Source organism: Methylobacterium sp. Leaf399 (genome assembly GCF_001424525.1).
In the GTDB taxonomy this organism is placed as follows: domain Bacteria; phylum Pseudomonadota; class Alphaproteobacteria; order Rhizobiales; family Beijerinckiaceae; genus Methylobacterium.
The window spans coordinates 68,207-88,656 of the sequence record NZ_LMQK01000006.1; the positions used below are offsets into that span (position 1 = coordinate 68,207).

The 20,450-nt window shown below is 67.5% G+C and carries 16 protein-coding genes and 1 tRNA gene; 9 read left to right on the forward strand and 8 right to left on the reverse strand.

The genetic code is table 11. The features are described from left to right. Positions 1–226: 226 nt before the first annotated feature. From ASG40_RS06765 to ASG40_RS06790, 6 genes are all read left to right on the forward strand, one after another. Positions 227–2,500, forward strand: coding sequence for a glycosyltransferase family 2 protein (locus ASG40_RS06765; protein ID WP_055882797.1), 2,274 nt, complete (start codon positions 227–229; stop codon positions 2,498–2,500). A 127-nt stretch (positions 2,501–2,627) separates the two neighbouring features. After that, positions 2,628–3,953, forward strand: a complete 1,326-nt coding sequence (locus ASG40_RS06770; RefSeq protein WP_055882799.1) for an SLC13 family permease — start codon at positions 2,628–2,630, stop codon at positions 3,951–3,953. A gap of 223 nt (positions 3,954–4,176) precedes the next feature. Continuing rightward, the gene (sdhC, locus tag ASG40_RS06775) at positions 4,177–4,578 is read left to right on the forward strand and encodes a succinate dehydrogenase, cytochrome b556 subunit (protein WP_055882801.1); all 402 of its coding nucleotides are present in this window, start codon (positions 4,177–4,179) and stop codon (positions 4,576–4,578) included. Between the two features lie 11 nt (positions 4,579–4,589). Then, positions 4,590–4,991, forward strand: a complete 402-nt coding sequence (sdhD, locus tag ASG40_RS06780; protein ID WP_055882804.1) for a succinate dehydrogenase, hydrophobic membrane anchor protein — start codon at positions 4,590–4,592, stop codon at positions 4,989–4,991. A gap of 28 nt (positions 4,992–5,019) precedes the next feature. Further along, positions 5,020–6,831, forward strand: coding sequence for a succinate dehydrogenase flavoprotein subunit (gene sdhA, locus ASG40_RS06785; protein ID WP_055882807.1), 1,812 nt, complete (start codon positions 5,020–5,022; stop codon positions 6,829–6,831). 64 nt (positions 6,832–6,895) lie between these two features. Then, positions 6,896–7,714, forward strand: coding sequence for a succinate dehydrogenase iron-sulfur subunit (locus tag ASG40_RS06790; protein ID WP_055882809.1), 819 nt, complete (start codon positions 6,896–6,898; stop codon positions 7,712–7,714). Between the two features lie 256 nt (positions 7,715–7,970). On the opposite strand, the gene ASG40_RS06795 is transcribed toward ASG40_RS06790, so the two are convergent. The 3 genes from ASG40_RS06795 to ASG40_RS06805 form a co-directional block, all read right to left on the reverse strand. Further along, complete coding sequence (locus ASG40_RS06795; protein WP_055882811.1) at positions 7,971–11,126, reverse strand: multidrug efflux RND transporter permease subunit; 3,156 nt, start codon at positions 11,124–11,126, stop codon at positions 7,971–7,973. Between the two features lie 3 nt (positions 11,127–11,129). Continuing rightward, positions 11,130–12,305 carry an efflux RND transporter periplasmic adaptor subunit gene (locus ASG40_RS06800; protein WP_156387605.1) on the reverse strand — a complete coding sequence of 392 codons (1,176 nt, stop codon included), beginning with the start codon at positions 12,303–12,305 and terminating at the stop codon, positions 11,130–11,132. A 264-nt stretch (positions 12,306–12,569) separates the two neighbouring features. Continuing rightward, positions 12,570–12,992 (reverse strand): hypothetical protein, encoded by a 423-nt coding sequence (locus ASG40_RS06805; protein WP_156387604.1) that lies wholly within the window; start codon positions 12,990–12,992, stop codon positions 12,570–12,572. 333 nt (positions 12,993–13,325) lie between these two features. Here ASG40_RS06805 and ASG40_RS06810 point away from each other — a divergent pair, with 333 nt between their 5' ends. Together ASG40_RS06810 and ASG40_RS06815 are read left to right on the forward strand one after the other, a co-directional pair. Then, positions 13,326–13,925: a L,D-transpeptidase gene (locus ASG40_RS06810; protein ID WP_055882815.1), complete on the forward strand. Its 600-nt coding sequence runs from the start codon at positions 13,326–13,328 to the stop codon at positions 13,923–13,925. A gap of 141 nt (positions 13,926–14,066) precedes the next feature. Continuing rightward, positions 14,067–14,870, forward strand: coding sequence for a TSUP family transporter (locus ASG40_RS06815; protein WP_055882817.1), 804 nt, complete (start codon positions 14,067–14,069; stop codon positions 14,868–14,870). A 15-nt stretch (positions 14,871–14,885) separates the two neighbouring features. On the opposite strand, the gene ASG40_RS06820 is transcribed toward ASG40_RS06815, so the two are convergent. Both ASG40_RS06820 and ASG40_RS06825 read right to left on the reverse strand, forming a co-directional pair. Next, on the reverse strand, positions 14,886–15,932 hold the full coding sequence (locus ASG40_RS06820; RefSeq protein ID WP_055882820.1) for a MaoC family dehydratase: 1,047 nt from the start codon (positions 15,930–15,932) through the stop codon (positions 14,886–14,888). 32 nt (positions 15,933–15,964) lie between these two features. Continuing rightward, on the reverse strand, positions 15,965–16,267 hold the full coding sequence (locus tag ASG40_RS06825) for a YggT family protein (protein WP_055882822.1): 303 nt from the start codon (positions 16,265–16,267) through the stop codon (positions 15,965–15,967). Positions 16,268–16,389: 122 nt separating this feature from the next. Here ASG40_RS06825 and ASG40_RS06830 point away from each other — a divergent pair. Then, positions 16,390–16,465: transfer RNA gene (locus tag ASG40_RS06830), tRNA-Ala, on the forward strand. A 349-nt stretch (positions 16,466–16,814) separates the two neighbouring features. Here the strand turns inward: ASG40_RS06830 and ASG40_RS06835 are convergent. From ASG40_RS06835 to ASG40_RS06845, 3 genes are read right to left on the reverse strand one after another with little or no spacing between them, the layout of a single operon-like run. Beyond that, a complete protein-coding gene (locus ASG40_RS06835; RefSeq protein WP_055882825.1) occupies positions 16,815–18,413 on the reverse strand; it encodes a recombinase family protein in 1,599 nt (532 codons plus the stop codon). After that, entirely contained in the window at positions 18,410–18,949 is a 540-nt protein-coding gene (locus tag ASG40_RS06840) for a DUF2924 domain-containing protein (protein ID WP_055882827.1), read from the reverse strand. The genes ASG40_RS06835 and ASG40_RS06840 overlap by 4 nt, the downstream gene beginning before the upstream one ends. Before the next feature lie 6 nt (positions 18,950–18,955). Beyond that, positions 18,956–19,504 (reverse strand): DUF3489 domain-containing protein, encoded by a 549-nt coding sequence (locus tag ASG40_RS06845; RefSeq protein ID WP_055882829.1) that lies wholly within the window; start codon positions 19,502–19,504, stop codon positions 18,956–18,958. Positions 19,505–20,450 lie beyond the last annotated feature (946 nt).

The window sequence follows — 20,450 nt, forward strand, 5'->3', positions numbered from 1 at the left end:
ATGTTATTATTGCGTTATTTCCGATAGACCCAACGCCCGGAGGGTGTATCGCCCGACGTCTGCATCCGGTAGGGAGGGCTCGGTCGATGCGTCCCGGGGCGTTCGACGTTCCGTATGTCGTGCCGCCGGCAGGTCTTCACGTCGACACGTTTCTCCTCGGCGAGTTTCCCTTCGGCAAGTCTTCTCCTCGACAAGTCTTTTCCTCGCAAAGCGTGAGCGCCCTGTCGTGACGGTCGAAAGCCGCCTCAAACCGGCCCATCACGTGGAACCCCTGGTCGAGGGCGTAAGCGGGTTGTGGCGCTCGACGGGACAGGACCCCAATTTCTGGGTGTTGCCGCCCCCGGGCAAGAAGCGGCATCGCGGCGGCTGGACCCGCCTGATCTGCGACCTGCGGCTGCCGACCCCGGCCGATCTCGCACCCTATCCCGCCATCGACCTCGCGACGATCGACAAGTCGAAACTCAATCCGGTCCTCTACGTCGATGACGGCAACGGATTTCGCGAGGATCTCTGCATCGCCCTCGAGGTGTCGAACGGGGGGATCGACAACCTGATTCGCCTGCCGCGCCGGGTGAGGGGCCTGCGATTCGACCCGATGAACGCGCGGGGCGCCTTCGTCCTGTCGGGGCTGCGCATCAGGTCCTTGAGCCTGCCCGCAGCCGTGTCGGAAATCGCCCGCCGGATGATCGCGGGCCTGCCGGAGTCCGAGCGCGCATGGCGTCGCTATGCCCCCGTCGCCCTGCGCTACGCCACGCGGACGAAGCCCGCCCGGGTCTGGCGCACCTTTTTCCGAAGCGCACGGCCCAAACCCGCGCCACCCTCCTACAAGGCCTGGATCGACCTCATCGAGGCGCCCAACAAGCCGACAACGGCCGCCATGCGCGTCGGGATCGCGCAGTTCGCCCGGCGGCCGCTGATCTCCATCGTCATGCCGGTCTACGACACGCCCAGGGTCTGGCTGGAGGCCGCCGTGGCCTCGGTGAAGGCGCAGGCCTACGAGAACTGGGAACTGTGCCTGTGCGACGACCATTCGTCGGCGCCCCACATCCGGCCGATGCTGGAGGCCTTCGTCGCCGGCGATCCGCGGATCAAGCTGCACCGGCGCACCAGCAACGGCCGCATCTCGGCGGCGACGAACGACGCCATGGCGCTCGCCACCGGCGACTACCTGACCTTGATGGACCACGACGACGCCATCCCCGACAACGCCCTCTACGAGTTCGCGCGCGTTCTCGACGAGGACGACAGCGTCGACTTCATCTATTCGGACGAGGACAAGGTCTCGATCGAAGGCGTGCGCTACGAGCCGTTCTTCAAGCCGGACTGGTCGCCCGAGGCCCTCGAGGCCTGCATGTACACCGCCCATCTCGCCCTCTACCGGATGGACATCGTCCGCAAGGTCGGCGGCTTCCGCGAGGCCTGCAACGGCGCCCAGGACTACGACTTCGTGCTGCGCTACACCGAGCACGTGCGCAACGTCCGCCACGTGCCGAAGGTGCTCTATCACTGGCGCGCGATCCCCGGCTCCACCGCCCAGCACATGGACAACAAGGACTACGTGATCGACGCTGCCGTCCGCGGCCTCGAGGACCGGGCCCGGCGCACCGGCGAACTCGATTTCGTGCGCCCCGGTGCCTACAAGGGTTGCTTCGAGCTGCGCCGCAAGGTTCGCGGCACGCCGCTGGTCTCCATCGTCATCCCCACGGCCGGGCGCGACAGCGTGATCGGCGGGCGCAGCGTCGATCTCGCGGCCGCCTGCGTCGAGAGCATCCGCAGCCTCAGCACCTACGGCGCCATCGAGATCGTCGCCGTCGACAACGGCGACCTGCGGCCGCAGACGATCGAGGCCCTGGCCGGCCACCGGGTCCGCACGGTCACCTACGGCGAGCCGGGCTTCAACGTCGCCGCCAAGATGAACCTCGGGGCCCGGGCCGCCACGGGCGAGGTGCTGGTCTTCCTCAACGACGACATGGCGGTGATCACCCCCGACTGGATCGAGGCAATGCTCTCGGTCCTGCAGATCGACGGCGTCGGGGCGGTGGGCGCCAAGCTGCTGTTCGAGACCGGCCAGATCCAGCATGCCGGCGTCTCGGTGCTCCATGCCGGGCCCGACCATATCCGGCGCGGCTATCCTGGCGACGATCCGGGCCACTTCTTCAGCACCGTCGGCAACCGAAACTACCTCGCCGTCACCGGCGCCTGCATGATGGTGGACCGGGCCGAGTTCGAGCGCCAGGGCGGCTTCGACGAGCGTTACGCCGTCAACTACAACGACATCGACCTGTGTCTCAGGATATGGGAAGGCGGCCGGCGCATCGTCTATTGCGCCCAGGCCTGCCTCTACCACTACGAGAGCCGCAACCGGGCCCGCACCGTCGATCCGGGAGAACTCGCCCGCTTCCACGAACGCTGGCGGCCGGTCCTGCCCCGCGATCCGTATTACGGCGAGTGGTTCGAGGCGATGCCGCCGACCTTCGAGCTCGACCCGGTCCGGTTCTGACGGACCGCCTTCCTTCGCGTCCGGCGAAGGATCGGAGCGGCACTCTCGTATTGCGAACGATTCGAAACTGCGCGCAAGCTCCGCCCCGGCCGCCGATGGATGACGCGGTCGAGGCGACGATCGCGGCATGCAGGCAGCAGGATTCCTGAGCGAACAGGCAACGGTCGTCGCGACCGGGCTTCTGCTCGTCCTGTGCATGGGCCTGTGGGCGAGCGGCCTCGTGGCCGAGATCGTGACGGCCCTGCTGTTCTTCGCCGTCGCCATGCTGCTGCGGCTGGCGCCGACGGCGACCGTCTTCTCGGGCTTCGCCTCCTCGGCCTTCTGGCTCGTGCTGGGCGGGATGGTGGTGGGGCTGGCGATGACGCGCACCGGCCTCGGCGAGCGCCTGGCGCGGGCGCTGGCCGGACGGCTGTCGGGCTCCTATCCCGGCTTCATCGCCGGCCTCGTCGCCCTGTCCCTGGCGCTGTCCTTCGTGATGCCGTCGAACCTCGGCCGCATCGCCCTCCTCGTCCCGGTGGTGCTGGTGCTGTGCGACCGGTTCGGCCTCCGCCCCGGCCGACCGGGCCGGACCGGCGCGGTGATGGCGGTGGGCCTGGCGACACCGATCCTGTCGGCGGCAGTGCTGCCCGCCAACGTCCCGAACCTCGTGATGTCGGGGACCGCCGAGGCGCAATACGGGCTGCACATCGCCTACCTGCCGTACCTGGTGCTGCACGGGCCGGTGCTGGCGCTGGCCAAGGGCGCACTCCTCGTTCTGGCAACGCTGTGGCTGTTCCCCGACAGGCTCGCACCCCTCGCCGCGGGGGCGGAGGCCCTGCCGCACACGCCATTCAGCCCGGCCGAGCGCCGCCTCGGCGTCGTGCTCGGCCTCACCCTGGCCCTGTGGGTGACGGACAGCCTGCACCATATCGCCCCGGCCTGGATCGGGCTCGCCGCCGCGGTGGTTTGCCTGATGCCGCGCATCGGCGTGCTCGGGCCGGAGGCCTTCGGCGCGGTCAACCTGCGCACCTGTTTCTACGTGGCGGCGCTGCTTGGGCTGGTGGCCACCGTCGACCAGACCGGCCTCGGCGCCCGCCTCGGCCATGCCCTCCTCGATCTGGCGCCGCTCCATCCCGGGGAGACCCTTCAGAACTTCGGCGTCCTCACCGGCATCGCGGCGCTGCTGGCCCTCGTCGTCACCGCCAACGGCGCGCCGGCCCTCTACACGGCCCTCGCCGGGGAGATGAGCCGGGCCAGCGGATTGGCCCTCGACGACGTCGTGATGATCCAGGTGATCGGCTACTCGAGCCTGTTCCTGCCCTACCAGGCCCCGCCGATCATCCTTGCGATGCATCTCGGCGGGCAGACCCTGAAGGACGCCACCCGCATCACCGCGCTGCTGGGGGCGATCTCCCTCGTCGTCGTCGCACCCCTGGACTACCTCTGGTGGCAGACGCTGGGGCGTCTGTCATGAACGGCCGTCCTGGCGCGGAGGCGACCGCGACGCAGGTTGCAATGCAGCAAATCTGTTTCGCATCGCCGCATGGACGTCTTGCGCGGAGAGCCCGAAGCGATACTCCTTGGAGAGTTTCCAAGACTGGGAAAGCTTCCGAGACTGGGAAAGCTTCCGAGACCGCGCCCGCCGACCCATCGCCCACCGAGACGGCGCCCATCTTCGATCGAGGACGATAAGCCCGATGCCTTCCAGCCCTCGCCCCACGGTCACAGCGCCGCTCTCGCCCCACCTCCAGATCTACCGCTGGACCTGGACCATGGCGATGTCGGTGTTCCACCGCATCACCGGCACCGCCCTCTACGGCGGTACCGCCCTCGTGGCGATCTGGCTCGTGGCCCTTGCCGCGGGCCCCGCCGCCTACGGCTGGGTGGCGTGGTTCTTCGGCTCCATCCTGGGGCGGCTCGTGCTGTTCGCCTACACCTGGGTGCTCCTGCACCACATGCTGGGGGGGCTGCGCCACTTCGTGTGGGACGTCGGGCAGGGCTTCGACCGCGACAAGCGCATGGCGCTGGCCCGCGGCACCCTCATCGCCTCCGTGATCCTGACCGTCCTGATCTGGGCGCTCGCCCTCCTGATCCGCTGAGGAGCCGCACCATGGCAAAGACCTCTCCCTCCCTGCGCACCGCCCGCTCCCGGGTGAAGGGCCTGGGCGCGTCCGGCCACGGGGCCGGGCACTGGTGGCAGCAGCGCGTCACCGCCGCCGCCAACGTACCGCTGATGATCGCCTTCGTCGTCGTCATCGCGATGATGGCGGGGCGGCCCTACCCGGAGGCCGTCGCCCTGGTGTCGCACCCCCTCGTTGCGCTGGTCCTGATCCTCGCCGTGATCTCGGTGGCGCTCCACATGAGGATCGGAATGCAGGTCGTCATCGAGGATTACGTCCAGGACAAGGGCCTCAAGTTCGCGGCCCTGTTCGCCAACACCGCCTACACCGTCGCCGTGGCCGCCGCCTGTCTCTACGCGATCCTGCGCGTGAGCCTGGCGCGCCTCGTCTGACCGCAACCGAACCCGAGGGATCTCGCTCATGGCCACCAACGGCAACGGGGCTTCGGCCTACACCATCATCGACCACACCTTCGACGTGGTGATCGTCGGCGCCGGCGGCGCGGGCCTGCGCGCCACGGTGGGCTGCAGCCAAGCGGGCCTGCGCACCGCCTGCATCACCAAGGTATTCCCCACCCGTTCGCACACGGTGGCGGCGCAGGGGGGGATTTCGGCCTCGCTCGGCAACATGGGGCCGGACGACTGGCGCTGGCACATGTACGACACCGTGAAGGGGTCGGACTGGCTCGGCGACCAGGACGCCATCGAATACCTCGTCCGCAACGCGCCGGCCGCCGTCTACGAACTTGAGCACTGGGGCGTGCCCTTCTCCCGAACGGAAGAGGGCAAGATCTACCAGCGCCCCTTCGGCGGCATGACCACCGAGTACGGCAAGGGCACGGCGCAACGCACCTGTGCCGCGGCCGACCGCACCGGCCACGCCATGCTCCACACCCTCTATGGGCAGGCGGTGAAGAACAACACCAACTTCTTCATCGAGTACTTCGCCCTCGACCTGATCATGGACGAGGACGGGCGCTGCCTCGGGGTCGTCGCCATCGACCAGGCCACCGGCGAGATCCACCGTTTCCGGGCCCAGCAGACGATCCTGGCCACCGGCGGCTACGGCCGCTCGTATTTCTCGGCCACCTCCGCCCACACCTGTACCGGCGACGGCAACGCCATGGTCCTGCGCGCCGGCCTGCCGCTGCAGGACATGGAGTTCGTGCAGTTCCACCCCACCGGCATCTACGGTGCTGGCTGCCTCATCACCGAGGGCGCGCGCGGCGAAGGCGGCTACCTGACCAATTCCGAGGGCGAGCGCTTCATGGAGCGCTACGCGCCATCGGCCAAGGACCTCGCCTCCCGCGACGTGGTCTCGCGCTCGATGACCATGGAGATCCGCGCCGGTCGCGGCGTCGGCAAGGGTAACGACCACATCTACCTGCACCTCGACCACCTCGACCCGGCGATCCTGCACCAGCGTCTGCCGGGCATCTCGGAATCCGCCAAGATCTTCGCCGGCGTCGACGTCACCAAGGAGCCGATCCCGGTGCTGCCGACGGTGCACTACAACATGGGCGGCATCCCCACGAACTATCACGGCGAGGTGCTGACCCTGAAGAACGGCAACCCCGACACGGTGGTGCCGGGCCTGATGGCGCTCGGCGAAGCGGCCTGCGTCTCCGTCCACGGCGCCAACCGGCTGGGCTCGAACTCCCTCATCGACCTCGTGGTGTTCGGCCGCGCGGCGGGCCTGCGCTGCGCCGAGATCGTCGAGCCGGGCCGCCGCCAGATGGATCTGCCGAAGGACTCGGCCGACAAGGCGCTCTCGCGTCTCGACCGCTTCCGCTACGCCGACGGCGGCACCCCCACCGCCGAACTGCGCGCCGAGATGCAGAAGACCATGCAGAACAACTGCGCCGTCTTCCGCACCGGCGAAGTGCTGGAGGAGGGCAAGGCCCTGATCCACAAGGTCGCCGCCGGCACGGCCGACATCCGCATCGAGGACCGCTCCCTGATCTGGAACACCGACCTCCTGGAGAGCCTGGAATTCGACAACCTGATCGGCCAGGCGGTGGTGACGATGGAATCGGCTGCCAACCGCACGGAGAGCCGCGGGGCGCATGCCCGCGAGGACTTCCCCGACCGCGACGACAAGGAATGGATGAAGCACACCCTGGCCTGGATGAACGACACCTCGAAGCAGGTCAGCATCGATTACCGGCCGGTCCATACCTATACGATGTCGAACGAGATCCAGTACATCGAGCCGAAGGCGCGGGTGTATTGAGGAAACGGTCTTTGACTTGTTTCCAGTGATGAATCTTTCGAGACGGAAATAGGCACGCCACACCATGGCCGAATTCGCCCTCCCCAAGAATTCCAAGCTCACCGAAGGCAAGACCTGGCCCCGGCCGGTCGGCGCCAACAACCTGCAGGAGTTCCGGATCTACCGCTGGAACCCGGACGACGGCGCCAACCCGCGTGTCGATACCTATCAGGTCGACCGCGACGATTGCGGGCCGATGGTGCTCGACGCCCTCCTGTGGATCAAGGCGAAGGTCGATTCGACCCTGGTGTTCCGGCGCTCCTGCCGCGAGGGCATCTGCGGCTCCTGCGCCATGAACATCGAGGGCCAGAACGCCCTCGCCTGCACCATGGGCATCGACGAGTGCCAGGAGCACGCGAAGGGCAAAAATCCTGGGGCAAAGAAGACCGGCGCGGTGCGGATCTACCCGCTGCCGCACATGCCGGTGCTGAAGGACCTGGTGCCGGACCTGACCAACTTCTTCGCCCAGCACGCATCGATCGAGCCCTGGCTCCAGACCGAGACCCCCGCCCCAGAGGGCGAGTGGAAGCAGACACCCGAGGACCGGGCGCAGCTCGACGGGCTCTACGAGTGCATCCTGTGCGCCTGCTGCACCACCTCCTGCCCGAGCTACTGGTGGAACGGCGACCGCTTCCTCGGCCCCGCCGCCCTGCTGCAGGCCTACCGCTGGCTGATCGACAGCCGCGACGAGAACACCGGCGAGCGGCTCGACGCGCTGCACGATCCGTTCCGGCTCTACCGCTGCCACACGATCATGAACTGCGCCAACGCCTGCCCGAAGGGACTGAACCCGGCCAAGGCCATCGCCGAGATCAAGAAGATGATGGTCGTGCGCGACATCTGATACCATTTCCGGCTGATCACTTCGTGATGCGGAAATGGGCTTCGCTCAGGCGCCGCGCGGACTCGGTGATACGGTTCACGCTTGATCCAAGCGGAAACCGTATCACCCCCCTCCCTCCGTGGAGGGAGATTGCCCAACGGATACCGGGCAAGTGAGGGAAACCGCGACGACCTTTCGGGACAGGGGCCTGTGCCCCGCTCTTCCGACCCACTTCGTGGGCTAACCCTCCCCCGCAATGGGGGAGGGTCTTTTGGTACTACTCCGCCGGTGCGGGGTGAGCCGAAGGCCTCGCCTCCGCCTCCGTTTCCTCGGCGCCGCGCGGCTTGACGCGGAACAGCCGCATCACGACGACGAAGAACACCGGCACGAACATCACGGCCAATACCGTCGCCGAGATCATGCCGCCGAGCACGCCGGTGCCGATCGCCTGCTGGCTCTTCGAAGCCGCACCGGACGCGATGGCCAGAGGCACCACGCCGAAGATGAAGGCCAGCGAGGTCATCACGATCGGGCGGAAGCGCAGGGTCGCCGCCTCCACCGTGGCGTCGACCAGGGACTTGCCCGGCTTCCAGAGGTCCTTGGCGAATTCCACGATCAGGATCGCGTTCTTGGCCGAGAGGCCGATGATCGTGATGAGCCCGATCTTGAAATAGACGTCGTTGGGCAGGCCGCGCAGGTACACCGCCGCCACCGAGCCGACGACGCCCAGCGGGATGACGAGCAGCACCGAGAACGGGATCGACCAGCTCTCGTAGAGGGCGGCCAGGCACAGGAACACGATCAGGATCGAGAGGGCCAGGAGCAGCGACGCCTGGCTGCCGGCCTCCTTCTCCTGGAGCGATTGCCCGGTCCAGGTGTAGCCGAAGCCCTTGGGCAGCTGCTCCATCAGGCGCTCCATCTCGGCGATGGCATCGCCCGAGGTGTAGCCGGGCTTAGGCTCGCCGGTGATGCGCACCGACTGGTAGCCGTTGAACCCGATGATCTGGGCCGGGCCGACGCTCCACTTCAGGTCGGCGAAGGACGACATCGGCACCATGGTGCCCTGCGCGTTCTTGACGCCGTAGTTCAGGATGTCGGCCGCCTTCAGGCGCTGGCTGTCCTCGGCCTGCACGATGACGCGCTGCATCTTGCCCCGGTTCGGGAAGTCGTTGGTGTAGACCGAACCGAGATTGACCTGGATCGTGTTGTTGATCTCCTCGAAGTCGACGCCGAGCGCAGCGGCCTTCTCGCGGTCGATCACGAGTTCGGCCTGGGGGGCCGGCGGCAGGCCCTCGACGTAGACCTTGGTGAGGATCGGGCTCTTCTTGGCGAGCGAGAGCAGTTGCTCCTGCGCCGCCATCAGGGCCGAGTAGCCCTTCTGCGCCCGGTCCTGCAGGCGGAAGCTGAAGCCCGAGGCGTTGCCGAGGTTGTCGATCGGCGGCGGCTCCAGCGCCTGGATGATCGCGTCCTTGTAGCCGGACAGCGCCTTGTTGGTCCCCTCCACGAGGTTGGCGGCGGAATTGGCCGCGTCGCGCTCGCCCCAGGGCTTGAGGGTGACGAAGGCCTGGGACGTGACCTGGCCTTGTCCCGAGAACGAGAAGCCGTTCACGATGGTCACGCTCGCCACGCCCGGCTGGGCCAGGAGATGCTCCTCGACCTTCTTCACCGCCGCTTCCGTGCGGTTGAAGGACGAGCCCGGCGGCGTCTGGATGTCCACCGTGAAGAAGCCCTGGTCCTCCACCGGCAGGAAGCCTTCGGGCAGGCGCACGAAGGCGTAGGCGAGGCCGGCGACCAGGATCAGGTAGATCACCATCACCCGCCCGGAGCGGGCGATGAAGGCCGAGACGCCGCGTCCGTAGCGGGCGGTCTCGCGGTCGACGACGCGGTTGAACCAGCCGAAGACGCCGCCCTTGGAATGGCCGTGGCCCTTCTCGATGGGCTTGAGCAGGGTGGCGCAGAGCGCGGGCGTCAGGGTCAGGGCCAGGAGCGCCGAGAAGGCGATCGAGGTCACCATCGCGATGGAGAACTGCCGGTAGATGATGCCCACCGAGCCGGGGAAGAACGCCATCGGGATGAACACCGCCACCAGCACCAGGGTGATGCCGATGATGGCCCCGGTGATCTGGTCCATGGCCTTGCGGGTGGCTTCCTTGGGCGGCAGCCCCTCCTCGTTCATGATGCGCTCGACGTTCTCGACCACGACGATGGCGTCGTCGACGAGGATGCCGATGGCCAGCACCATGCCGAACATGGTCAGGACGTTCACCGAGAAGCCGGCGAGCAGCATGACGGTGCAGGTGCCCATCAGCGCGATGGGCACGACGATGGTCGGGATCAGGGTGTAGCGGATGTTCTGCAGGAAGATGAACATCACCACGAACACGAGGACCACCGCCTCGATCAGCGTCATCAGCACCTTGTGGATCGAGGCGTTGACGGCGGGCGTGATGTCGTAGGGGATGTCCCACTTCACGTTGGAGGGGAAGAACTGCGACAGTTCCTCCATCTTGGCGCGGATGCCCTTGGCGGTCTCGAGGGCGTTACCGTCCGGGGCGAGCGTCACCGAGATGCCCGCGGCCGGGCCGCCGTCGAGGCGGGTGGTGAACTTGTAGTCCTCGCCGCCGAGCTCGATCCGGGCGATGTCGCGCAGGCGCACGGTGGAGCCGTCCGGGTTGGCGCGCAGCACGATGGCACCGAACTCCTCGGGCGCCGTCATCTGGCCCTTGACGATGATGGGGAAGTTGACCGGGTTGGTGGACGGGCTCGGCTGCGCGCCGACCGCGCCCGAGGCGATCTGGACGTTCTGGTTGGTGATGGCCTTGGAGACGTCCGAGGCGTTGAGCGAGAGGCCGCGCAGCTTGTCGGAATCGACCCAGATGCGCAAAGACCGCTCGGTGGAATAGAGCGTAGCGCGGCCGACGCCGGGGATGCGGCGGATCTCGTTGATGACGTTGCGGATGAGGAAGTCGCCCAGCGCGATCTCGTCCATCGACTTGTCGGGCGAGATCAGGGTGATGATGTTGAGGGTTGCGGCCGAGGCCTCCTCCACCAGGGTGCCCTGCTGGCGCACCTCCGCGGGCAGGCGCGCCTCGATGCGCTTGAGGCGGTTCTGCACCTCGACGCCGGCGAGGCTCGAATCGGTCCCCGGCTTGAACTGCGCCGTGATCTCGACGACGCCGAAGGCGTCGCTGGCGCTCTCGAAGCTCAGGATGTTGGCGGCCCCGTTGAGCTCGTCCTCGATGAGACGCGTGGTGCCGGTATAGAGGTTCTCCACCGAGGCGCCGGGATAGGCGGTGGAGAGGGCGATCGAGGGCGGCGCGATCACCGGATACTGCGCGATCGGCAGCATCGGGATGGCCAGCACGCCGCCCAGGCAGATGAACAGGGCGACGACCCAGGCGAAGACCGGCCGGTCGATGAAGAAGGATGCCATGGCTCAGCGCACCCCGGCTTCCGTGACGGGGGCAGGGGCCCCGGGAGACGCCTTGTCCCCGGCATCCGCCTGCGTACCCTTGGCTTCGCCGTCGGCGGGAACGGGCTTGACCACCATGCCGGCGCTGATCTTCTGAACGCCCTCGACGACGACGCGCTCGCCCGGCTTGAGGCCTTCGCGGATCAGCCAGTTGTTCTCGACGATCGGGCCGACCTCCACGGGCTGGAGCATCACCTTGTCGTCCTTGCCGATCACCCAGACCTCGGCCTTGCCGTCGTTGGTGCGCTGGATCGCCTGCTGCGGCACGGCGATGGCATCCTTGTCGATGCCCTGCTTGATGCGGGCGCGGGCGTACATGCCGGGGAAGAGGTCGTCGTTGGGGTTGGGGAAGAGCACGCGCAGGGTGACCTGGCCCGTGCTCGGGTCGGCGGTCACGTCCGAGAACAGGACGCGGCCCGCCGATGGATAGAAGGAGCCGTCGTCCATGATGAGCTGCGCGTTGGCGCTGTCGTGGGCGAGACGATCGAGTTCGCCGCTGGCGAGATCCCGCCGCAGCTTGGTCAGTTCGCCGACCGACTGGGTGATGTCCACGTAGATCGGGTCGAGCTGCTGGATCGTGGCGAGGTTGGCGGTGCCGCCCTGCTCGACGAGGGCGCCCTCGGTGAGGAGGGCCCGTCCGATCCGGCCCGAGATCGGGGCGCGCACGTCGGTGTAGCTCAGGTTGAGCCGGGCCCTGTCGCGCGACGCCTTGGCACCGGCCACCTCGGCTTCGGCCTGCTTCTGCGCGGCGTAAGCGCTGTCGTACTGCGCCTGGCTGGCGGTCTGGCGGGAGAGCAGCGTCTCGAGGCGCTCGGCCTGCTGGGAGGCAAGGACGAGGGCGGCCTCGGTGCGGGCCAGCACGGCCTCGGCACTGGCGAGATCGACCTGATAGGGAGCCGGATCGATCTTGTAGAGGACGTCGCCCTCCTTGACCTGGCTGCCCTGCTCGAAAGTCCGCTTGACCACGAGGCCGCCGACGCGGGCCCGCACCTCGGCGATCCGCATCGGCGCCACGCGGCCGGGCAGGTCGCGCTGATAGGGGATCGGCTGCGGCTTGACCGTGACGTAGCTGATCTCCGGCGGCGGCGCGGCGGGTGCGGCGGCCTGCTGCTTCTGGTTGCAACCGGTGAGGACGGTCATCAGGAGAGCCGCCGAGACGACGGTCGGCCAGGGCCGGTGGGACGAAGGCACGATCGGGATGCTCCTGAATGAGGCACGCGAGGCGAATGACCGGCGGCATCGGATGAAGCCCGGTCGACGAAGACCCGCGAAACGCCCGCGAGGGTGATCGGTAAGAAGCCCCATGCACGCTGCACGCCGGACATGGCGAGGATGCGGCGGCGACGGGGGATCGCGACCGGCCGAAACGGCGCACGGTCACGAGGGCGAGAGCCCAGCGGGGGCCTAGATAACCCGGGGAGGCCTGTCGGGAAGCCATTGGCCGAGGCGGCCGGCGGGACCAGGTCCCTGCGCCACCCGGAACCGAGCGTCCGCCGCGTCGATGGCGGCCACCGGCTCGCGGACCGCCTGATGGACGCCGACCCCTTCGTCGGCGACCTCGCCCGCGACATGGACCGGCACGAGCCCGTCCATACCCGCGCCGACGAGATACACCGGCGACGCGCGCCAATGCGGGAGCGGCTTGGTGTCGGTCGGGCCAAAGCCGCCAAAGGACGCGAGAACGATCAGGCCGACCGCAAGGAACCTGAAGAGTAAGAGGCCGGACACCCGTGCGCGCACGGACGCGCCACGCACCGGTCCGGCGCCTTGGTTCCTGCGCTCACCCGAGAAATGCGGCGTCGCGACGATGATCCGAGTGGGTTGCACGGGCAGACTCTGGGGCCGCCGCCGCCGGGCCGCAACTCCCTGCGACATTCTGTCGACCCGGCACCGGACCCTGCCAACCGCTGAAAAAAGACCGATCCGGGGCCGTTCCCGGGCGGATGGCTCGATCCCCGGACGCCTTGCCCGGACGCCTTGCCCGGACGCCTTGCCCGGACGCCCTGCCCCCCCCGAACGCCTTGACCCCCGAGTCCGGGCCGGACAAGGCTGGCCCCCGTCACGCGACTCGACCGATCGAGGTCGGGCCGGCCACGGGCCGCCGGGATGGTTTTCGCCCGCCCGAGCCTTGGTCCGCCCCCCACACGAGAGAGAACGACCATGCGCCCCTTTTTCCTGCGCCCCTTTTTCCTGCGCTCTTCCCGCTCGATCGCGGCATCCGCCTTCGCGGCCCTGATCGCCGCCGGTACGCCGGCCCAGGCTGCCAATCCGTTCGACAGCGGCCCGATCGCCGACTTCATGAACATCTTCCGCGAGCAGGCGATCCCGCGCGAGACGGTGGCGTGGAAGGGCTCCGAGAAACCCGGCACCGTCGTGGTCTCGCAAAGCCAACGTCGGCTCTACTACGTGCTCGGCGGCGGCCAGGCCGTGCGCTACGGAGTCGGGGTCGGCCGGCAGGGCTTCTCCTGGTCCGGCCAGAAGACCGTCACCATGAAGCGGGAATGGCCGTCGTGGCGGCCTCCGGCCCAGATGCTGGCCCGCCGCCCCGACCTGCCTCGCTTCATGGCCGGGGGACAGGACAACCCGCTCGGCGCCCGCGCGATGTATCTGGGCTCCTCGCTCTACCGCATCCACGGCTCCAACGAGCCGGAGACCATGGGTGCCGCGGTCTCGTCGGGCTGCATCCGCATGACCAACAAGGACGTGGTCGACCTCTACGACCGCGTGAAGGTCGGAACGCGGGTGATCGTGCGCAACTGATCCGGTTTCCGCTTGAAGCAAGCGGGAGCCGTATCACAGAGCCCGCGCGGCGCCTGAGCGAAGCCCATTTCCGCATCACGAAGTGATCAACCGGAAATGACATGAGGCGCCGGCCTCCTACGGCCGTTCACCGGAAACACCATGATCCTCGGCATCGACATCAGCCTGGTCGCGACCCTGTTCGCGGTGGCCGTGGCGGCGGGCTGCGTCGACGCCATCGCCGGGGGCGGGGGGCTCATCACCGTCCCCGCGCTGCTGCTGGCCGGGCTCGACCCCGTGGCGGCCATCGCCACCAACAAGCTCCAGGGCAGCGCCGGGGCGGTCTCCTCCACCATCGCCTTCGCGCGGCGCGGGCTGATCCATTGGCCCGCCGCCTGGAAGATCGCGCTCTGCGCCGGGATCGCCTCGGTGGCCGGCGCGCTGTGCGTCAGCCTGCTGCCGCGCGCCGTCCTCGATGCGGCGGTGCCGATCCTGCTCGTGGGCATCGCCCTCTACTTCGCCTTCGCCAAGCGCATGAGCAGCGAGGACGCGGCGGCCCGGCTGACGCCGGGGGTGTTCGCCCTGAGCGTGGCGCCGGCGGTCGGCTTCTACGACGGCGTGTTCGGCCCCGGAGCGGGCGCCTTCTACATGATCGGCTTCGTGACGCTGCTCGGGCTCGGTGTGGTGCGGGCCACCGCCCATACCAAGCTCGCCAATGCGGCGAGCAATCTCGGCAGCCTCGCGCTGTTCGCGGCCGGCGGCCACGTGGTCTGGCCGATCGGCCTCGCCATGGCGCTGGGCGCCTTCATCGGCGCCCAGATCGGCTCGGTCCTGGCGATCCGGCTCGGCGCCCGCCTGATCCGGCCGCTGCTGGTGACCATCGCCTGCGCGATGGCGCTGCGGCTGCTCTCGAACCCGGAGAACCCGCTCAGGCAGGCGGTGACGGCGGCCCTGTCCGCAGGATAAGGCCTGTCGCAACCGTCAGCGCGGAATGAACGCCCAATAATCCAGGTCCAGGATCACGGCCGGATCGTAGCCGTCGCCGACCATGTGGGGATGGGCGCCACAAGCCTGGTTCTTGGTGGCGACGGTGCGCAGGCGAAGCGCTCCGATGTCCGTGCGCCCAGGGAGTTCGGCGGTCTCCAGCACCTCGCTCCAGGCATAGACGGTGTCGCCGGCAAACAGCGGCGCCACGTGGCGGCCGGCGTTGATGCCGGCGAGCGCGAAGGCGTTGCCCAGACCGTTGAAGCTCAGCGCGCGGGCGAGCGAGATGACGACGCCACCGTAGATCAGGCGGCGGCCGAAGCGCGTGTCCTTGGCGGCGAACCCGTCGAAATGCACCTTGGCGGTGTTCTGGTAGAGGCGCGTGGCGATCTGGTGCTCGGCCTCCTCGACGGTCATGCCGTCGACGTGGTCGATCTTCTCGCCGACCGTGTAATCCGAGAAGCGGTGCGGGCTGCCCGCCAGATCGAGGTCGTAGGCGGCCGTGTTCAGCGGGGGGAGGGCGCCGGCGAGATCGACCGGGTCGACCACCTTGGCGAAGGTCGGGACGTGCTCCTGCGCGATCGTGGCCTCCGGGTCGCGCTTCCTCACCAGCACCCAGCGGCAGTAGCTCAGCACCGTCTCGCCGTTGGCGTCCGAGCCGGTGGAGCGCACGTAGACCACTCCGGTCTGGCGGTTCGAACTCTCCTTGAGGCCGATCACCTCCGAGACCGTGGACAGGGTCTCGCCGGGATAGACCGGCCGGCGAAAACCGCCCTCGGCATAGCCGAGGTTGGCCAGGGCGTTGAGCGAGATGTCCGGCACCGTCTTGCCGAAGACGACATGGAAGGTCAGCAGGTCGTCGAGGGGGCTCTGCGGATAGCCGATGGCGCGGGCGAAGGCGTCCGACGACTGCACGGCGAAGCGGGGGCCGTAGAGCGCGGTGTAGAGGGCGACATCGCCGCTCGTCACGGTGCGCGGGGTGGCATGGCGGATGGTCTCGCCGAGGCGGTAGTCCTCGAAGAAGCGGCCGGGATTGGTCTTCATGCGCGTCGTTCCTGCGAGAATGTCGGCCGTTGTCAGCGCGTGTAGACCACCGTCTGGGTCGGGATGAACTCGTGCAGCAGGCGACTCGCGAACAGGAGCAGGAGCACGAGCACGATCGGCGAGAGGTCGACGCCGCCGAGATTGGGCAGGATGTTGCGGATCGGCCGGAGCACGGGCTCGGTCAGCCGGTACAAGACCTCGCCGATCTGCGACACGATCGGGTTGCGCACGTTCACCACGTTGAAGGCGACGAGCCAACTCAGGACCGCGCTCGCGATCAGGACGTAGATGTAGAGCTGGACCACGGTGTCGAAGAGCCAGATGAAGGCGTTCATGCGCGGTTCCGATGTCCTCGAAGCGGCCCGACCGGAGGGCACCGGCAGGCGCGGCGGCGGCGGGAATTTTACGGAATTGACAGGCCGAGGCGCCCGAGCCTAGAAGGCTCGCACCTCGGAACGGGGCTGTAGCTCAGATGGGAGAGCGCCGCAATCGCACTGCGGAGGTCAGCGGTTCGATCCCGCTCAGCTCCACCAGGCCGTCCACATAAACTGGAGGGCTGGTGGTCGTCAGGAATAGTCTTTTCGTTTTGGTGGGTTAGGTGAGGGTCTCTTTCGGAGAGCCCGTCTCTGCCGTTTGCTGCGCCGTTTTGGGCGCCGGATCTCGGCCCAGTCTCAGGCAGGCCAAAAACCGTTTCCGCAGATGCACGGCGATCGGCGGCTTTCAGCAGTCCTCGGCGGTGGTCGTAACGCGGTTTTCTCGGTCAGCGACGCCGCTCACTGCATCTGCCGCGGTCGGTGATGCAGAAGGCCGACTGGCGAGGCGGAGCCTGCGAGGCTAACGATCAGAAGGATCGTCGCAGGATGCCGGTTCCGATGGCTTCGCTCAGAACCCGATCGCGTGTTCCTGTTCAGCCCAGGACAGCGGGAGCTCGGCCAGCGACTTGATGCCGATGCCGCGCGGCAGTCGGCCCTCGACGAGGGCCTGGACGATGCGCGGCGACAGCTGTGCCAACGACAATGTCATCCGGACCGAGCGCTCACTGCAGCCTTCCCGCATGGCGATGGCATCGGTGTCGGCGATGCGGGCCGCGAGGAGATCGTCGATCCAGGATCGAGCGGTGGCGACGGCCTTGAGGATGCGGGCGCGGTCCTCGACCTTCATCGGGCGGAGGCCAAGGCGATCGGAACCAGGCGGCACGATGATCTCGCGATGCCGTTGGCTCCGGTTCGGCGACCACCTGACTTGAACGACGCTGCGCTCCTCGCCGGTGAGTTCGAGGTGCAGGGCATCGGGATGCACGACGACCTGGGCCAAGCCTCTTGCGATCACCTCGGCATCGCTGAGGTCGCCTGCCCTGGGGAACTGCGAGCGCAGGGACTGGACGACGGCCGCTTCGATGTCGGGGGCGGAGAGGCGGCGGATCGGATTGGCATCGCTGTGCCTCGCAGCTTCCTTCCCCTTCAGGACGGCCTGGCTGACGTAGTAGCGGTAGCGCCGTGTCCCCTTGACGGTATGGCTCGGGGTCAGGGCATGACCCTCGGCGGTGTGGATGCGGCCGACGAGGAGATGCTCGGAAGGCAGGCGGTGCGATGCCTTGCCATGATGGTTGGCTGTGAGCTTTGCCTGCACCACCTCGAAGATGGCCGCCTCGACAATCGGCTGATGCTGGCCCTCGAAGACGCGACCGCGATGGGTGAGCCTGCCGATATAGAGTGGGCTCGCCAGGATCTGGTAGAGATGCCCCCGACTGAAGGGCTTGCCTCCAAGGCGATTGCCCTTGCCGTCGATCCGCTCGGGCACGGTGATGCCGGCCTCATCCAACTCGGCCTGCAACCTGGTGACGGCGCCAAGCTCGAGGTAACGAGCGAAGATGCTGCGGATCAGGACGGCATGCTCCTCGACCACATGGAGGGCGCGCGCTTCGACCCGGTAGCCGAGCGGTACCACCCCGCCCATCCAGAGGCCCTTGCGCTTCGAGGCTGCGATCTTGTCGCGGATGCGTTCGCCCGTGACCTCCCGCTCGAACTGGGCAAAAGACAGGAGCACGTTGAGGGTGAGCCGGCCCATGCTGGTCGTAGTGTTGAAGGCCTGGGTCACCGATACGAACGAGACCCCATGCGCATCGAACAGCTCGACCAGCCTCGCGAAGTCCGAAAGCGAACGGGTGAGGCGGTCGACCTTGTAGACCACCACCACGTCGATGCGCTTCAGGGCGATCTCCGCCAGCAGCCGCTGCAGGGCAGGGCGCTCGAGCGATCCACCCGAGAAGCCGCCATCGTCGTAGGGGGCGGGGAGGCAACGCCAGCCCTCATGGGCTTGGCTCTTGATGTAGGCCTCGGCCGCTTCGCGCTGATTGTGAAGCGAGTTGAACTCCTGCTCCAGCCCGTGCTCGGTCGAGACCCGGGTGTAGATCGCGCAGCGCAGCGGCCTCGCCACCGGAGCTGCGATGCTGCGCGATGTCGAGGCGCCACGGCCGGTCATGGCAGACGACTCCCGACGGCCGCAGTGGCACGAGCCGCGATACGAGCGCCTTGCGGTTCCGGGGACTTTGTCTTCTCGCGCAGGCCGAAGAAGCGCGGCCCGTTCCAGTTGGTACCGGTGATGGCGCGAGCGACCTTCGACAGGCTGTCGTAGGATTTACCTTCCCAGGCAAAACCCTGGTCGAGCACCGTGACCCGGTGCAACTGCCCCTGCCATTCCCGCACCAGCAAGGTGCCCGGGCGGTGCACCGGGCGGGCGGGCATGGCGATTGCCTCGTCGCGGCCGGGTGATTGTGGTCCGAGGCGATCCAGTAGCGCCACACTCTCACGATCGAGGTCGCCGAGCGCTGCGGCCTGGAGGCGATAGGCGAGCAGGCGATGCAGGAAGGCACGGGACAGCTTCTCGGGTGCGGGACGCCCGACCAACCGCCGCCAGCGTCGCCGCAGCTCCGCCAGATCGGCCGAGGCCAATCTGGCGAGGTCGGCCTCGATCCGATCCTGCCCGGACCGAGGAGCGCGGGAGAGCAGGGCGCTCATCGGCGATCAGACCGCCGTCGCGCCGGCGGATGCGCTTGCATCGACCGCTCCTCGTGCATCGGCAGGCTTCCGTTTGGCAGGGGTGCGCCGAGGCTTCAGCTTGTCCGGCTCTGCGGTCATGATGCGATAGGCTGTCGATCCATCCTCGCGTGTCGACTTCACCAGAGTCAGCCCGCCCGAGCGCAAACGAGACAAGGCAGCGCGGGTGGTGTGCGGCAGCCAGCCTGTGAGGACGATCAGTTCGGACAAGTTTGCGCCTTCGGTTCGGCGGAGGAAGTCGACAACCTGTTGCCGCTTGCTGGCCGATGCCAGATGGGTGGACACAGCAACCGGCGGCTCCAAGCCAACGGACCGGTACCCGGCTAAAGTCAGGTGGTGGCTGACCTGGCCATCCCGATCGCATGACACGATCAGTTCGTGCTTGAGGAGCTTTGCCATCAGGCGCTGGGCCGTGACCGGCTTCAGCGGTGAAGGCAGCACGATCTGGCCGTCAGGCCGACCGCAAGCGAGGGTGAGGATCTTGGCTTCGGTGCGGGACGGGGTGAAGGTCGACATCGATCGTGTTCTCCGGGATCGGCAGGAGCTGCCACCACCCTGACCCCGCAGTCGGCGCGATGCCGGCGGGGCAGGGGGCCCGGAGAGGGCTAGATTTGCGCGCGGTCAGTCGCTCGACCTCCACCGCGACTCGCCAGCGCGGCTCACACGACCGGTCAGACAGACAGCACCGTAAGGGGGTCTTGCCTCGTTGATGGGCTCATCGCGATCTATGGCCATCAAAAGCGCCTCTCATTCTGAAACGGCCCCGACAGAGTCCACAGCCATCTTGGCTACCGCTGAATCAGCGATCAGCCAACAACCGATCTCGTTGAGGCACAACGCTATACTCGATCCTACTGAGCGCATTGCTCTCCCCTGACCATTCGACCCAGCACACACACGCTCCGTTCGACGGACATGTCGAGCGCAATAGTTGTAAAATCCTAGTGCACTCACAGAATAAGGCAGGGCCCGTTACAAAATCAGCGCTACGAGACCATCGTCGCCCCCGTTTGCAACGGTGCTACTGCACTGCTGCTGCTGACCCTTTCCAGACTTCCAGTTCGATCTCCATTGAGGCCCGCTTCCCTTTTTTGAGCGGACATTTAGCAGGAGATAGTGACGAGGATGCTGAAACAATTTTCGACGTAAAACACACTGGGCGGGCATCAACTACCGTGTCGAGCCCGCACGGCCTCTCGGTGGTCTGCGACCTGCGGACGACACTCCAGAGGAAGCGCCATGACTCAGAAAAGGGGTGATTCGTTGGGATGCCGCGGGCGCTCGCGTGATCCCTGATAATTTGCTGGTAAAGGGCTGAGCTTCGTTGCAGGGCTTCCGGCTGGTGCACGGCTTGAGCCTTATACCAAGCCTCGCTGAGCAGGACTCACGCGGGGTAGCGTCAGCATCTCGGTCGTGATTCCTTCCTTGGGTTTGGAGCCTGAGGAGGATGCGATGGCTGCTC